At 44.9% G+C, this 12,887-nt stretch carries 17 protein-coding genes and 1 tRNA gene; 6 read left to right on the forward strand and 12 right to left on the reverse strand.

Features of this window, described 5'->3' with window-relative positions; translation table 11 throughout:
• Window positions 1-133: 133 nt before the first annotated feature.
• The gene (locus BMX45_RS25610) at window positions 134-730 is read right to left on the reverse strand and encodes a hypothetical protein (RefSeq protein WP_090912979.1); all 597 of its coding nucleotides are present in this window, start codon (window positions 728-730) and stop codon (window positions 134-136) included.
• 267 nt (window positions 731-997) lie between these two features.
• Between BMX45_RS25610 and BMX45_RS25615 the strand changes: the two genes are divergently transcribed.
• Both BMX45_RS25615 and BMX45_RS25620 read left to right on the forward strand, forming a co-directional pair.
• Entirely contained in the window at window positions 998-1,621 is a 624-nt protein-coding gene (locus BMX45_RS25615; protein ID WP_090912981.1) for a DUF1054 domain-containing protein, read from the forward strand.
• Window positions 1,622-1,997: 376 nt separating this feature from the next.
• On the forward strand, window positions 1,998-3,473 hold the full coding sequence (locus BMX45_RS25620) for an aminotransferase class I/II-fold pyridoxal phosphate-dependent enzyme (RefSeq protein ID WP_090912983.1): 1,476 nt from the start codon (window positions 1,998-2,000) through the stop codon (window positions 3,471-3,473).
• Window positions 3,474-3,533: 60 nt separating this feature from the next.
• Here BMX45_RS25620 and BMX45_RS25625 read toward each other — a convergent pair whose 3' ends face one another.
• Together BMX45_RS25625 and BMX45_RS25630 are read right to left on the reverse strand one after the other, a co-directional pair.
• Entirely contained in the window at window positions 3,534-3,857 is a 324-nt protein-coding gene (locus BMX45_RS25625) for a DUF1292 domain-containing protein (protein WP_009589641.1), read from the reverse strand.
• A gap of 94 nt (window positions 3,858-3,951) precedes the next feature.
• Window positions 3,952-4,506: a copper amine oxidase gene (locus tag BMX45_RS25630; protein ID WP_015734300.1), complete on the reverse strand. Its 555-nt coding sequence runs from the start codon at window positions 4,504-4,506 to the stop codon at window positions 3,952-3,954.
• A gap of 251 nt (window positions 4,507-4,757) precedes the next feature.
• Here BMX45_RS25630 and BMX45_RS25635 point away from each other — a divergent pair, with 251 nt between their 5' ends.
• The gene (locus tag BMX45_RS25635) at window positions 4,758-5,495 is read left to right on the forward strand and encodes an MBL fold metallo-hydrolase (RefSeq protein ID WP_090912984.1); all 738 of its coding nucleotides are present in this window, start codon (window positions 4,758-4,760) and stop codon (window positions 5,493-5,495) included.
• 66 nt (window positions 5,496-5,561) lie between these two features.
• The gene (locus BMX45_RS25640; protein ID WP_036665947.1) at window positions 5,562-5,795 is read left to right on the forward strand and encodes a DUF3892 domain-containing protein; all 234 of its coding nucleotides are present in this window, start codon (window positions 5,562-5,564) and stop codon (window positions 5,793-5,795) included.
• A gap of 94 nt (window positions 5,796-5,889) precedes the next feature.
• Here BMX45_RS25640 and BMX45_RS25645 read toward each other — a convergent pair whose 3' ends face one another.
• Together BMX45_RS25645 and BMX45_RS25650 are read right to left on the reverse strand one after the other, a co-directional pair.
• Window positions 5,890-6,333 carry a GNAT family N-acetyltransferase gene (locus BMX45_RS25645; protein WP_090912986.1) on the reverse strand — a complete coding sequence of 148 codons (444 nt, stop codon included), beginning with the start codon at window positions 6,331-6,333 and terminating at the stop codon, window positions 5,890-5,892.
• 354 nt (window positions 6,334-6,687) lie between these two features.
• On the reverse strand, window positions 6,688-6,951 hold the full coding sequence (locus BMX45_RS25650) for a hypothetical protein (RefSeq protein WP_090912988.1): 264 nt from the start codon (window positions 6,949-6,951) through the stop codon (window positions 6,688-6,690).
• 135 nt (window positions 6,952-7,086) lie between these two features.
• Here BMX45_RS25650 and BMX45_RS25655 point away from each other — a divergent pair.
• Window positions 7,087-7,159 (forward strand) — tRNA-Val (locus BMX45_RS25655).
• A 169-nt stretch (window positions 7,160-7,328) separates the two neighbouring features.
• A complete protein-coding gene (locus BMX45_RS25660) occupies window positions 7,329-8,084 on the forward strand; it encodes a hypothetical protein (RefSeq protein ID WP_090912990.1) in 756 nt (251 codons plus the stop codon).
• A 408-nt stretch (window positions 8,085-8,492) separates the two neighbouring features.
• Here the strand turns inward: BMX45_RS25660 and BMX45_RS31455 are convergent, their stop codons facing one another.
• The 7 genes from BMX45_RS31455 to BMX45_RS25690 all read right to left on the reverse strand — a co-directional run bounded on the left by BMX45_RS31455 (window position 8,493) and on the right by BMX45_RS25690 (window position 12,775).
• Window positions 8,493-8,663: a hypothetical protein gene (locus BMX45_RS31455; protein ID WP_175495205.1), complete on the reverse strand. Its 171-nt coding sequence runs from the start codon at window positions 8,661-8,663 to the stop codon at window positions 8,493-8,495.
• Between the two features lie 21 nt (window positions 8,664-8,684).
• Window positions 8,685-8,897 carry a glucosaminidase domain-containing protein gene (locus BMX45_RS32285; protein ID WP_368087183.1) on the reverse strand — a complete coding sequence of 71 codons (213 nt, stop codon included), beginning with the start codon at window positions 8,895-8,897 and terminating at the stop codon, window positions 8,685-8,687.
• A gap of 554 nt (window positions 8,898-9,451) precedes the next feature.
• The gene (locus BMX45_RS25665) at window positions 9,452-9,748 is read right to left on the reverse strand and encodes a hypothetical protein (protein WP_090912992.1); all 297 of its coding nucleotides are present in this window, start codon (window positions 9,746-9,748) and stop codon (window positions 9,452-9,454) included.
• A 389-nt stretch (window positions 9,749-10,137) separates the two neighbouring features.
• Window positions 10,138-10,566, reverse strand: a complete 429-nt coding sequence (locus BMX45_RS25675) for a hypothetical protein (RefSeq protein ID WP_090912994.1) — start codon at window positions 10,564-10,566, stop codon at window positions 10,138-10,140.
• 252 nt (window positions 10,567-10,818) lie between these two features.
• Window positions 10,819-10,926 carry a sporulation protein YjcZ gene (locus tag BMX45_RS31620; RefSeq protein ID WP_192569185.1) on the reverse strand — a complete coding sequence of 36 codons (108 nt, stop codon included), beginning with the start codon at window positions 10,924-10,926 and terminating at the stop codon, window positions 10,819-10,821.
• Between the two features lie 1,389 nt (window positions 10,927-12,315).
• A complete protein-coding gene (locus BMX45_RS25685) occupies window positions 12,316-12,579 on the reverse strand; it encodes a helix-turn-helix domain-containing protein (protein WP_090912996.1) in 264 nt (87 codons plus the stop codon).
• Window positions 12,569-12,775, reverse strand: a complete 207-nt coding sequence (locus tag BMX45_RS25690; RefSeq protein ID WP_090912998.1) for a hypothetical protein — start codon at window positions 12,773-12,775, stop codon at window positions 12,569-12,571. The genes BMX45_RS25685 and BMX45_RS25690 overlap by 11 nt, the downstream gene beginning before the upstream one ends.
• Window positions 12,776-12,887 lie beyond the last annotated feature (112 nt).

Here is a 12,887-nt window from a genome sequence, read left to right on the forward strand (position 1 = left end):
TGCAATAATCTTATATTAACGTTTTTCATTTGACAAGTGAACCCCTGTCACAAAATGAGAACACGCGCGAAAACACCCCTTCGGTTTCGGAGTGTTGTTCGTGCTTTACTCTTGCATCGTTCGATGAAATGAATTACCACTCCAGCCTCATCAGCTCCAAGGAAAGCTCGCGGAGTCTTTGTTTGCAGGCCGCGATTTTGTCCTGATCCCCCTCTTGCAGGGCGGCATGGAGCCTCTCAAGCTCATCATCGGTTTCCAGCCTGGACAGAAGGAGCCGCTGTTCCCCCTCATCCGATTCGAACAACCGCACCATTTCCTGCTCCGTCATCGGCGTCCCCTTCTGAAACAGCACCCGCTGCCGGTAACCTGATATTTCCACCAGCCTTATAACCTCGCCAAACAAAATATTCTCGATCAATATCTGCCGGTCCTTGAACCGTTTGACGACAGCGTGGCCACGGGTATTCTCGATCAATTTCTCCATCCATTCCGCAAGCTTGGGATCGCGGATCATATAATCGCCTACCAGCTTAAAACCGCTTCCTGTCCGTTGAAACCGCAGCTTTACCAGCTTGCGTCCGGTTCGGATCGAAATCACAAACTGCGTTTCATTTTCGCTCCAGTAAAGCGAATATCCTTCCTGGATCAATTCCTTGATTAGGTCCTGGATATGCCGGCGATCAAACCGGAGCTCCAGGTTGCAATACTCCACTTCCTCGCTCTTATTCACGGCACTCCCTCCTCCGGTTTACTACCGATCTGAAAAACGACGGTGAAGATTTCCCCCATGGCTGCTTTTGATGTTGTCTTATCTATATCTTATACTCCATCTTATGTAACGGTAACTTGGTTTATTGACTATTTTTAACCCGCATGAAAATACGGTGAAACTTTCCTGGGTCATGCCTGACGTCCACTCGCCTTATGGTATAATGGGTTATCCAAAAGCCGAGTTTAGTAAGTGTTCATTATAAACAACAGGGAGGCCATCACATTCATGACGGTTACCGGATTTAAAGATCAGGATTTCGACGTATTCTCCGTTCCAGGGCTCGAAGCCCGTATGGAGGTTCTCATTGAACGGGTAAGACCCAAGCTTGAAACGCTGGGGGCCGAGCTTGCCCCTTATGTGTCCGCGCTGGTCGGGGAAGAGATGTTCGTGCATGTGGCCAAGCATGCAAGACGAACCGTTAATCCCCCGATTGACACCTGGGTCGCATGGGCTGCCAGCAAACGGGGCTACAAAGCGCTGCCTCATTTTGAGGTGGGCATGTTCGGAACCCATCTGTTTGTCATCTTCGCGATTATTTACGAAAGCCCCAATAAAACCGTATTTGCCGGCAACCTGGAAGCCAAGCTCAAGAAAACAGCGAAGGCGCTGCCTAAACATTTCTACTGGTCCATGGATCATATGAATCCGGCCGGCACTCCTCACCAGGACATGGGCGAGGAGGATTTCGCCCGCCTCATTGAGAAGCTGAAACAGGTGAAAAAGGCCGAGGTCATGTGCGGACTGCGCATTCCGCGCGAGGAAGCCGTCAAGCTTGAAGGGGACGAGCTGGTGCAAAAAGTGCAGGAGACGTTTGAGACGCTGCTGCCGTTATATAAAATGGCGTTTTAAACTGGCGTGAGATATTTACGAAAAATGGGCTGCGGATGCAGCTCTTTTTTAAAGATTATAGAATTTATAAATTTTCAGCGAAGCTGAACAATTCTATAATCGCAAGAAAAACTTCCTTTAACCGCGGTCTGTCTTCTGAGAAAGTACGTCGATAGACGTTTATCTTATGGATGATACTTTAATGAAGGAACGATGAAGAACATATCCCTCCGCCTTTATATGTATAAAGTATGAAGCGCTGCCGGGCCGTGCAAAAAAAGCCGGTCATTCTTCTTGCATTCCCCCCCTATTTTGCTATACTCAATTTTGTTTATATAAAAACAGAAACCGACAAATCATAAGAAAATAAACATAAGGAAAGGTTGTGACAGCGTCCATGGACCACAGTCGTACACCGCTCTTCACCGCGCTGAAAGAACACGCGGCCAAAAACCCCGTGCAATTTCACATTCCGGGACATAAGAAGGGCCTCGGCACCGATGCCGAATTCAGGGAATTTATAGGGGATAACGCCTTTTCTATAGATTTGATCAATATAGCGCCGCTGGATGATTTGCATCAGCCTACAGGCGTCATTGAAGAAGCCCAGAAGCTGGCCGCCGACGCATTCGGTGCCGACCACACTTACTTCAGTGTCCAAGGGACAAGCGGAGCGATCATGACCATGATCATGTCGGTATGCTCGCCCGGCGATAAAATCATCGTACCGCGCAACGTCCATAAATCCGTGCTTTCCGCCATCATCTTTACCGGTGCCAAGCCTGTGTTCGTGTCGCCTGCCCAGGATTCCAATGTGGGGATCGATCACGGGATCACCATCAGCTCCGTACGGAAAGCGCTAAAGCGTCACCCTGACGTCAAAGCCGTACTGGTCATCAATCCGACGTACTTCGGGGTGAGCGCTAACCTGAAGGAAATCGTCGATTTGGCCCACAGCTACAACGTTCCCGTACTTGTGGACGAAGCGCACGGAGTTCTGATCCATTTTCATGAAGAACTTCCGATGTCGGCGATGGAAGCCGGTGCCGATATGGCTGCCACCAGCGTTCATAAACTCGGCGGATCGATGACCCAAAGCTCCGTGCTGAACGTGAACACCAAAAACGGATACATCAATCCTTACCGCGTGCAGACCATCATCAGTATGCTGACCACAACGTCGACCTCCTACATCCTGCTGGCATCGCTGGATACTTCTCGCCGGAGCCTGGCGCTGCATGGACGGGAAATGGCTGCAAGGACGATTGAATTGGCGGAATATGCACGAAACGAAGTCAACCAAATCGAAGGCCTGTACTGCTTCGGGAAGGAAATATTGGGCGGAGAAGCAACGTACTCCTATGATCCGACCAAGTTGACGGTTCATGTACGCCATCTTGGCATTACGGGATACGAAACCGAGAACTGGCTGCGGGACCACTACAATATTGAAGTGGAGCTCAGCGATATGTACAACATTTTGTGCCTCATTACACCGGGGGACAACCGGGAGACGATCGATATTTTGCTGACGGCGCTCCGCGAGCTTTCGGACCAGTACATGCACGTGAACGAAATTAATGAGCTGGTCGTGAAAACGCCGGAAATTCCGCAACTGTCCCTCATTCCCCGCGATGCGTTTTATGGGGATACGGAGGTCGTGCCGTTCAAGGAATCGGCCGGACGCATTATTGCCGAATTCATCTATGTCTACCCGCCGGGAATTCCGATCCTGCTTCCGGGCGAAGTGATTTCCCAAGAAAACATCGATTACATTACCGATCATGTCGATGTCGGCCTGCCTGTCAAAGGTCCTGAGGACCGCAGCATTCAGAATGTGAAAGTCATCGTGGAAACGGATCCTATATTCTAAGGCAGCAACTACAAAAAACCCGGTGCGAGTGGTTCGCACCGGGTTTTTCGTTAAGGAGTGTTATTCCTGGTTTGCAGCAGCGACCAGTTCGTTGTAAACCGCCTCTACTTCATTCCATTCGTCTTCGTCCTCAATATTGTAAAGAACCATTTCCTCGTTCTCTTCTTCCATACGTAGAATGACGCCGTCCGCTTCCGGATTCTCGCGTTCAAGCAAAAGCGCGTAAAGCTTCTCGCCGACATCAAATGTCTCCACGAGAACCATCTCTACTTCTTTTCCTTCTTCATCCGTCAATGTCAGCACAAACTCTTCATGTTCGTGGTCGTGGTCATGGTCGTGACCGCAGCCGCAAGCATCTCCGTGTTCATGTTTGTGTTCGCTCATTGAAAAAACCTCACTTCGGTTAAATTATCATACTTTCGTATCGTATCACGGATAGCTTCTTCAGGTCAATTTTTGCCAAGCGGCTATGGCCCCATCAATTTAGGGCGGTAATCACTTTCTCCGCAACTTTCACAAAACCGTCATCCGATTTGACTTTTACATAAAAGCCTACCGAGTATTTGCCGGCCGTTTTGAAATCGTACGTGAAATCATAGGTTCGGAACCAGAAGTTATCCTTGCGGTCCTTCACTTCCTGGGACTGGATGTCCTTGATATTGCCCGAAGGATCCTCAATCGCTACTTTTACGGCATGAATATTGTTGTTTAAGCTGTCTACCTGGCTAAATACATTGAATTTCAGCTTGCCTTTGTTTACGTTGCCGAATACAGTATCTCCTTTAAAGAGAAAAATATGCACATTCGGTTTGACGACCTGGACTTGTCCATTCGCCGAATTCCAGTCCACAGCCCCGTCAAATTCCCGGACCGGCACATAGGTTTTGCCATCAATCAAATATCCGCCATCCTTCAATTCGCGTCCGTTCAGCCAAACCCGAACACGCTCATTGACAGAATCCGCAAACAAAAGGGTGCTGCCACCCATTAAAGAGAGCACTAGCATACATGCCATCACTTTTTTCCACTTCATTTCATACGTTCCCTCCATTGGCTCTTCTTGTTGTTATATGTGTATACTACATGTCAAAAAACAAGTTGCGGACAATTTTGCACTTTGTGGTAAAATTTTTTTCTCGTGGTTCAAGGCTTGATCTTATCACGATTTTTGCAGCATTAAGGCTCCGTTTCAAGCATATACTCCGTGTAAATACATAAGAAATTCGTTAAAATACACATAAGCATACTTGGACTATACATCATTTCATCAGGAGGTTTCATCCATTGACACTAACATTGCAAATGCTTGGCACCGGCAGTGCGTTTGCCAAGAACTACTATAACAATAACGCACTGATACATGACGGGAATTTCACGCTGCTCATCGACTGCGGAATCACTGCCCCGTTGGCGCTGCATCAGATGAATAAGACGTTTAACGATGTGGACGCCGTGCTCATCACGCATATTCATGCCGACCATGTTGGCGGGCTGGAGGAGCTTGCATTTATTATGAAGATGAAATACAATCGCAAACTCCCGCTCTATATTGCTGAAGCGCTGGTGGAACCGATATGGGAACATACACTCAAGGGCGGCTTATATCAGCAGGGACATATTTCTTCCCTCCAGGATGTATTTGACGTGCATCCTTTGAAACCGGGCGTGAAGGCCGCTATTTCATCCGGAATCTCGGTGGAGCTGATTCATACGCAGCATATTCCGGGCAAAGACAGCTATTCGCTATATTTGAACGATCGGATTTTTTACAGCGCGGACATGGTATTCGACCCCATCCTGCTGAAGCAACTGGTGAAGGAACGGGATTGCGAAGTAATTCTGCATGAATGCCAGCTGCAGGGCCCGGGCGAGGTGCACACGACACTCGATGAACTGCTCAGCCTGCCCCAAGAAATTCAGGAGCGTACCTATCTGATGCATTACAGTGATGAGGTCGAAGCTTTCATCGGCAAGACCGGAAACATGGAATTCGTGGAGCAGCAGCGGGTATACGAACTGTAGTTCAATAAACGTCAATGCATAGTTTACGAGGCTTCCCGGGAATAATAAGGCCGGGAGGCGATTCATATGGATCAAGGACAACAAGAAGTTGTAGGCGTACGCAAAAATGGTGATGGCGACATCATCGAACTTAAGCTGGATAACGGCAGCGTCGTAGACTACAAGACGGCCCAACAGATGGCCAAGAATAAGGAAATCAAGAACCTGAACGTATTCCGTGGACGTGATGGAGACGAACATCTTCGTTCCAATGCGGATGGCGATCCCAGCAACAACCTTGACAATTTGCCGACGTTCTAATTCATGCGCAAAAAGACCTCGAGCCGGCTCGAGGTCTTTTCTTTTTTGGGGACGATGCGGAATGACCGGCATCTTGTTTGGTTTGGTTAGAAGCTTACAATTCCTTTTTCATTCGAACATGGGGAATGCCTGCATCATCAAACGGCTCGTCCGAAATCGTCTCATACCCCAGCTTGCGGTAAAAGGCCTCTGCCTGCACCTGTGCATCGAGCACGGAATATTGCAGCTTTAGTTCACGAGCCTGCGCTTCCAGCGCCATCATCAGCACACGGCCAATCCCTTTGGAACGGAACGGCTTCCGGACCGCGATCCGCTGCATTTTGGCGGAATCCTTATTGTAATAGGTAATACGCCCGGTTGCGGCGTACTGCCCCTCCGACTTGATCAAGATATGGTGTGCATCCGATTCCAGGCGGTCGTAATCATCGATCTCCAAATCGATCGGCACCTTCTGTTCTAGGACAAACACATCCTTTCGGATATCCAGCGCCTGCTGCAACTGCTCTTCCGTTGATACATTGATGATTTCTGCTGCCATTTCAACACCTCTTTATGTAGAATCAATTCCTCGTGATATCGCAGGTCGAGATATTATACAAAATATTCGTTTTCCTGTATAGTAGTAGAAGCTAACGTCTTCATGAAAGGAGCATTGCCTTTATGAGCATGGGAGCCACGATATTTTGGGCTGTGGTCATTGCTGCCCTGATCATCTATCCCACCTTCTGGACGATCAAAAAAGGTTATTCCCGCAAATGGGATGAGGAATAGCATCGGCCGTCTTACGACAAACCGCCAGCCTGCCAGCCGGCGGTTTGTTCTGCTCACTGTTCGTGCAGAGATCATCATGATGGTTGGCGCCGTTTTAGGCACAAAGCCGTCCTGGAGCTCTTTATGGATGGAGATCCCTTAACGTGTCTGCCGCATCCATCGGGGATACCGGCTCCAGCGCCCCGTTTCCCTGCTTGGAATATACGTCCTGATCCACGGAACGTCCATACACATCCAGCATCACGGGCGCTGCAGGGGCATGCAGCGGCTCCAATTGCACCGATGTTCTTTCCGGGACACTGCAGCCGCCGCCCGCCATAGATACCGCCAATAACGAAAACACCATTCCTGCTCGTTTGAAACGATAGGATTTCCCACCTGTCATGCCATTCACGCTCCTTCATTGGCAAAATCATGCTGTATTTAGTCTGAACCGGAACGTGGTATTTTATAACGACTAAACCATTGACAGCCGCCTTGTCTGCTGGTAATATATGAATTACCTTTTTAAATATTTCATGATCTGTTAGCTCAGCTGGGAGAGCACTATCTTGACAGGGTAGGGGTCAGTGGTTCGAGCCCACTACAGATCATCACTAAGAGTCCTTGCGTAGCAAGGGCTTTTTTCTAATTTTAAGAGCATGTCTATCCCTAACGAGTTTATTTGTTGCCGCAAAATTGACGCAAAAAAAGCTGTAAAGGGGGACCAGAGAATAATTTGCTGTTCAAGAAAATATAATCTAAAAGGAGTCACTATCACTTATGAAAAGAAAGTTACTTGGTCTAATCGGAGCTGTCGTCTTGGTTTTTGGGTTGTTTCCTGCTACCGTAGGAGCAACTAGCGGGCTTTCACCTGCTGATATTGATACTCCAGAAGAATACATTCAATACCTTGAGGAAAGAGCAGAAGCATTTTCGAACTTCAGCATCGCGAATAATTCTGATGAGGAAACACCTCTCGAGTTCCTCGAAAAATTTAAAGCATTGCCATATGAAAAACAAAAAGAATTCGTTGATATTATAAGCGATCCTGAGAAGGTAAATGAGATTGTAACCGGATTTCAAGTTGCGGCTGAAGAAAAAGGAACTCTGGTTATACATGATGGGGCTACAGAGATACGTATTGATGAGCAAAATGAAATTTCCCCTGCTGCCGTTGGAGACGTCAGATATTACACCGCTCGTGTGAATCCAGTATCAACAGTTCAAGGACTAGACGTTGTACAAGCTACAATTTACGTTAGATATGAAGTTAAAGAAGTAAAAACAAACTACAGTGAAATAGTTGGCATAGTATCTCATGGATGTGAAGTTGTAAAAAACTACATTCCATTGCTTGACCTTTCAATTAAAGAAAGCAATCCATATACATCTGATAACAAGCGGAAAATTTTTAAGTATGCTACAATGAAGTGGAACTTCATCTGGAAGGAATTCGGGATGGTTGTGGGGACCCATGAATTACACACTTGGGGCGATGTTGCAGGGAACTCCGGGGGAGATTCAAGACAATTGTAATATTAGCGAGAAGAATACAACATGATGAGGGGAACTAAATGAATAAAGTTACTAAAATAATTTTGGCGGTTGTTTTATCCATAGTAATTGTTCTGATCCTCTGTTACTTTTTAATTTCTCAAGCTTTTAATAATTTCGGTTAGGTTATTACTGATCTTGATCAGCCCCCTTATGGATAAGGGGGCTGATATTTTTTAAAAGTGATAAAGTTAAGCTAATAATACAAGAGTGTTTGTTATACAAATTCATTACAAAAAGGAAGTCGAATGAAGATATTAAAATTGATTTTAATTTTTGTCCTAGGCTTCATTTGCTACTTTATAATTTCCTATCTCATTAAGTAATCAATTCAATCAAAAGACCTACGTAAAAAAGACCCTACCAGCACATAACTGGTAGGGTCTTCACTTATTTCTCGGCTTCAATGGCTTGAAGTTGTTTTTCTAACTCCACGATTCGTCCTGTATTACCTCCGATGAGCTTAAGAATGTTCTTGCGCAATCGATTAGATACAGCCGCTTGTTCTCTTGTGATTAAGAGCCCTGGCAACGTGCCGTCTAAATAACCGTTCTTGGTCATCTCTTCCCAAGTTCCCGCCGCTCATGGACTTACCACATTAATATCACGTTCTTTTTGATCAGGCACCTTCCCCGCATCTCCTTTTACCGTATCGTATTGATACAGGTTGTACTCATCCATAATTGTGATCAGCTTATTAGCATACTTTGGATCGGTAGCATACCCCGCCTTTTGGATTTCACGGACCGCTGTTTTACGGTCTACGCCTATAACCTTCTTATTGAATTTCCATATTTAGGGCATCGGTTGTTCGCTCGTGCGCCATCTGTCTCTCCCGACAGGCCATCACAATGCTCCGACAACAACTTGCAGGCCTAGCGGTATACTTGCATGGTGATGCTGGAAGGGTCATCCATCTTCATTTGTCTGGAGAAGCCTGGGCGCCTTTCTGGATCACCAGCAATCACCAAGGGACGGTTTCTTATATTCCGGGTGCTCGGCTTTTTCCACACTGACGTAAAAAGATTGGCAGTCCACCAACATAACAACATGCTGCCGTGACCTCAATCTATACCTATCCTTTAATAAAACAGGAACCTGCGTTTGCATTATATGCGAACATTAGTTCTTGTATCAATGTAAAATAGAGGAAAGGGCATGTTGCTGGCGAATGAATTAATTCTTTGATTAGTAAAAAATAGAAGCCCTATCAACATTAACTGATAGGGGCAGTTCCCTTAAGAGAATCCATACGTGATGTTAAAACATTTACGCAATTTTGTTACATCCCAGACTTATTATGTATGCCAAAAAATCCTTGAGGTTATTCAAACCCCAAGGATTTTTCGTTATTCTTCTTTCCAAACAGTATACCAATGTGTTGCTGTAGATTTATCATCATCTATGTACCAAAAAAAGTACTCCACTCCATCAACTGTAATGTAATGTAATGGCGTGAAATAGTCTCTGCTATACTGACTTTTTGGGTACATATAACCCGCTTTTACTTTACATGGGTTACAATATTGAGGCGTTATCTCAGATTCTGTCTGTGAGATAGGACTTGCAGATACTGGCGCTGCTACAGTCATAAAAGCTGCAATGATCGAAGAGAATATTACAATTTTTTTTCCCATTCTAACCACGCTAACACCTCCAAATATTTATAAAAGTTAATTTACATTAACTATATATTAATGGTATCATTTAGATATTATTGGTGTATATAGTACAATTGTACCATTATATGGTATAATTATGTATATTTTATTCCGAATTTATCTTTGTCGATCGTCGCATTTGTCCAGTCTATTTTTAGAATAGGGCGGCCCCGTACCCGCACTTGATAACGCAAAAATGCGCCCAGCCGGTTTTTTCGAGCTAGGCGCAAATCCTACGCATAAAAAGGTTATAATCGTCAGTTATCGGAGAGGACCGCAATTTCGTCTACGTCGAGCCGCGGATTAGAGCACGTGTGAGAATGCGGAACTGGGCACAAGATAGGGAATGCTGTGGAGTCCGATTTTTACGAACTTTATTTTCTAGACTTAAAGAATTCTCTATCTTGCATTTCATAATAATTACCCATAAGTACTTCCTGATGATGATCAAGGTCTAGATGTATTTGTTCAGCTTTTTGTAAGTATTTATGAATAACATCCCTCATTCTTGGGACACCGTCACTCATTATATATCTATCTATATGGCGATAGTACGCATTAAATCCGGACAAGATTTTAATATTTGTATCAAGTGCATGTACAAATTCCCAATCGTCAAGTGTTAAAATTAAATCAGGAACTTTAGCATTGATTTCATTAATAAAATCATTCAAAAAATCAGCGTGCATATGTAACGTCCCCATCACATCATCTGAATCGTCTTCTTCATTCTTGTTTAAAACCATTGCCGGAACATTAATAATATAGCGCGATTTCTTAACAATTGCATCAAGCTCCTTCATTTGTTCCCTATACCTCTCTAGAAACTTGTCTTTTCGCTGCTCCGAAAGAGATACATGCCATTTGGATATCTGATCTTTTTAACAATTGAAAAGGATTTGCTACTGGGTAAAATCGATCAGGAGGCTGTTAATACCCTACTTCACCGATAGAAGACAAAGAAAAAGGACCCCCGCTAGCCTAAGCCGGTAGGGATCCTCTCACATAAATACAACTGTTCAAATCACGTAGGGTCTTTGTCATCCGGGGGAGTATTATACCCAGAAAGAACCTAAAATGATGACCAACAAGATAAAGAGAACAAGAACTGCTCCGACTGAGTTTTTACCGCCGTATCCACCTTCGTAACCAACTTCACCCATGAGGACTCCTCCTTTCAACGATCTCGATACAAAGTATTCAAAAACTCAAGCAATGCTAGGGCCAATATTCTTATTAACAAAAAAAAACGCTAGCCTAAGCCAGCGAGGTTCTTTTTACCGATGCTGCGCTGACCACATGGATATCACGGGTTCTGTTATCCACGTTTTTTTCTCCTTCCCGTCAATGCGGACGGAAAATGGAGCATATGACACCGTACAAAAAGAGGAAGCTGTCACAAAAGCCATAAAAATGACTGCGCGACAGCTTCTTCTTTTTTTATAGAAGGGAATAAAACCTGAGTGTAGTTGGCGGGCTACTACTCTCATGTATATTCACAGAATTCCACTTCGCTAATCATTTTCATAGGTACATCATCAAAAAAATATAATGGGGCAGCAACCAACTCCCTCACGTTAAAAACTTCCTCCATTCAAGCCGCAATCGAAATAGGCTTGGAAATTAAGCAAAACACTTAGTTAATCCCCCAAGCTTATACATAAGTGACCATATATTAATAATGTGACTCTAAAACAAATTTCTGGAGAATACTTTTTCCAAACGGAGGAAGACGATTGCCGCCTCTTCTCGAATCAAAGGATCTCCGGGGCGGCTGCCATCGAAAAGCCCTTCTTTTTTCGCTACACCTCAAGCAGATGCAGCCCAAGTTACTATGTTGATATCTCTTTCTTGTGCCACCGCTTTTTCCCAAGAACAATCCAATCTGCTACCCTCGATTTCATGTTACGATTTCACGTTCTTCCCTCTTTATTCATGAATTCTTAGCTTTATACTCGTCCAACCGTACATACACTTCTTTCTCTCTCACTTAGCGTAGACAGCGTATCATCAAGCATGGTCTCATAGGTTTGTAGGTCTTTTCAAAGGCACCGGTCGCACGTATGACGTGCTTTTCTGCGTATAGCGAGTCTCGGGGGACGATGGGGGAAAAAGAGGGCCAGGTACCCGGCTTTTGTCCCTTACCAAAAACGCAAAAATCAATCGAATATCGGTGCTTGATTCCATTCCAACTTAAATTGAGAACCAAACTTTCTGACAGAGTCTATATCAGCTGTAAGCGTGAAGTCTTGATCAGACCCAAAAAAGCCCAACTCATAAATACCTTCCGATTCGCTCTTCTCCAGCTTAATTGATAAAGATGTTTTTCGAATGACATATATAATCCATCTAATTTGAATCCATTCAGTGTGTCCAACGGAAATTCCGCAGTTACTGTAATATAATTATGATTCGTCCAACCGAAATAAAATTTAAAGTTGATTTGGCACCCTTCGTACCTTCCAGGGATACGGGATATAAAATGAAATTCGGCTCGTGTCCCCTCATCCGTGCAATCTCTAAGCACAGGCATCTCTATACCTCCTGCCGACTCAATGTGTCGTCCAGTAATCCGCAGCTCTTTCCACTCTTTGAACGTGCTGTGCCTCTTCTTTCAGCACAATCAGGCTCTGCAAATCCCGCTTGTTCTTAAACATAATATAGCCTTGTTCCTCCAATGAAGCTATACCCTCCATAATTTCGTTCGGTTTACGCCCCGTAAGGTACTTAAGTAACCGCAAGGTCGGGACACGGCTGCGATGCGCCGGATAGTTGATCAAAATTCGGAGCAGTTTTCGTTCCAGATCAGGAAGCATGCGAACCTCTGCCTTTCTGGGGCCTCCAGGACAGGATGTTGTTTTCATTGAATACCCGAGGCTTTCCCGACTCTAGGCATGTTGCCCGAATCCGCTGATCCTTAACGCTGTGTATCTGTATTTTGCGCTGGGTAATGTTGCCCTTACGGTCTTCGTATATGATTTCTACGGTTTGCTCCAGATATTTCTCAAACATGATGCACCCACCTTCGATAAGAACGTTTGTTTGTATTATATGCGAACACTCGTTCTTTTACCAATGTCAATTTTACCCTAATTGGCTTGGCATCCATTACTAGAAAACTCGC

Source organism: Paenibacillus sp. cl141a (genome assembly GCF_900109305.1).
Classification (GTDB): Bacteria; Bacillota; Bacilli; order Paenibacillales; family Paenibacillaceae; genus Paenibacillus_AQ; species Paenibacillus_AQ lautus_A.

Bases quoted from the DNA above. Each gene is read 5' to 3' on its own strand.
- BMX45_RS25625 (WP_009589641.1), bottom strand. From the start codon at position 3,857: ATGAGCGAACACAAACATGAACACGGAGATGCTTGCGGCTGCGGTCAC.
- BMX45_RS25640 (WP_036665947.1), top strand. From the start codon at position 5,562: ATGGATCAAGGACAACAAGAAGTTGTAGGCGTACGCAAAAATGGTGAT.
- BMX45_RS25630 (WP_015734300.1), bottom strand. From the start codon at position 4,506: ATGAAGTGGAAAAAAGTGATGGCATGTATGCTAGTGCTCTCTTTAATG.
- BMX45_RS25620 (WP_090912983.1), top strand. From the start codon at position 1,998: ATGGACCACAGTCGTACACCGCTCTTCACCGCGCTGAAAGAACACGCG.
- BMX45_RS31620 (WP_192569185.1), bottom strand. From the start codon at position 10,926: ATGGGTGAAGTTGGTTACGAAGGTGGATACGGCGGTAAAAACTCAGTC.
- BMX45_RS25650 (WP_090912988.1), bottom strand. From the start codon at position 6,951: ATGACAGGTGGGAAATCCTATCGTTTCAAACGAGCAGGAATGGTGTTT.
- BMX45_RS25660 (WP_090912990.1), top strand. From the start codon at position 7,329: ATGAAAAGAAAGTTACTTGGTCTAATCGGAGCTGTCGTCTTGGTTTTT.
- BMX45_RS25690 (WP_090912998.1), bottom strand. From the start codon at position 12,775: ATGTTTGAGAAATATCTGGAGCAAACCGTAGAAATCATATACGAAGAC.
- BMX45_RS25675 (WP_090912994.1), bottom strand. From the start codon at position 10,566: ATGAAGGAGCTTGATGCAATTGTTAAGAAATCGCGCTATATTATTAAT.
- BMX45_RS25615 (WP_090912981.1), top strand. From the start codon at position 998: ATGACGGTTACCGGATTTAAAGATCAGGATTTCGACGTATTCTCCGTT.
- BMX45_RS25685 (WP_090912996.1), bottom strand. From the start codon at position 12,579: ATGCTTCCTGATCTGGAACGAAAACTGCTCCGAATTTTGATCAACTAT.
- BMX45_RS25645 (WP_090912986.1), bottom strand. From the start codon at position 6,333: ATGGCAGCAGAAATCATCAATGTATCAACGGAAGAGCAGTTGCAGCAG.
- BMX45_RS31455 (WP_175495205.1), bottom strand. From the start codon at position 8,663: ATGACCAAGAACGGTTATTTAGACGGCACGTTGCCAGGGCTCTTAATC.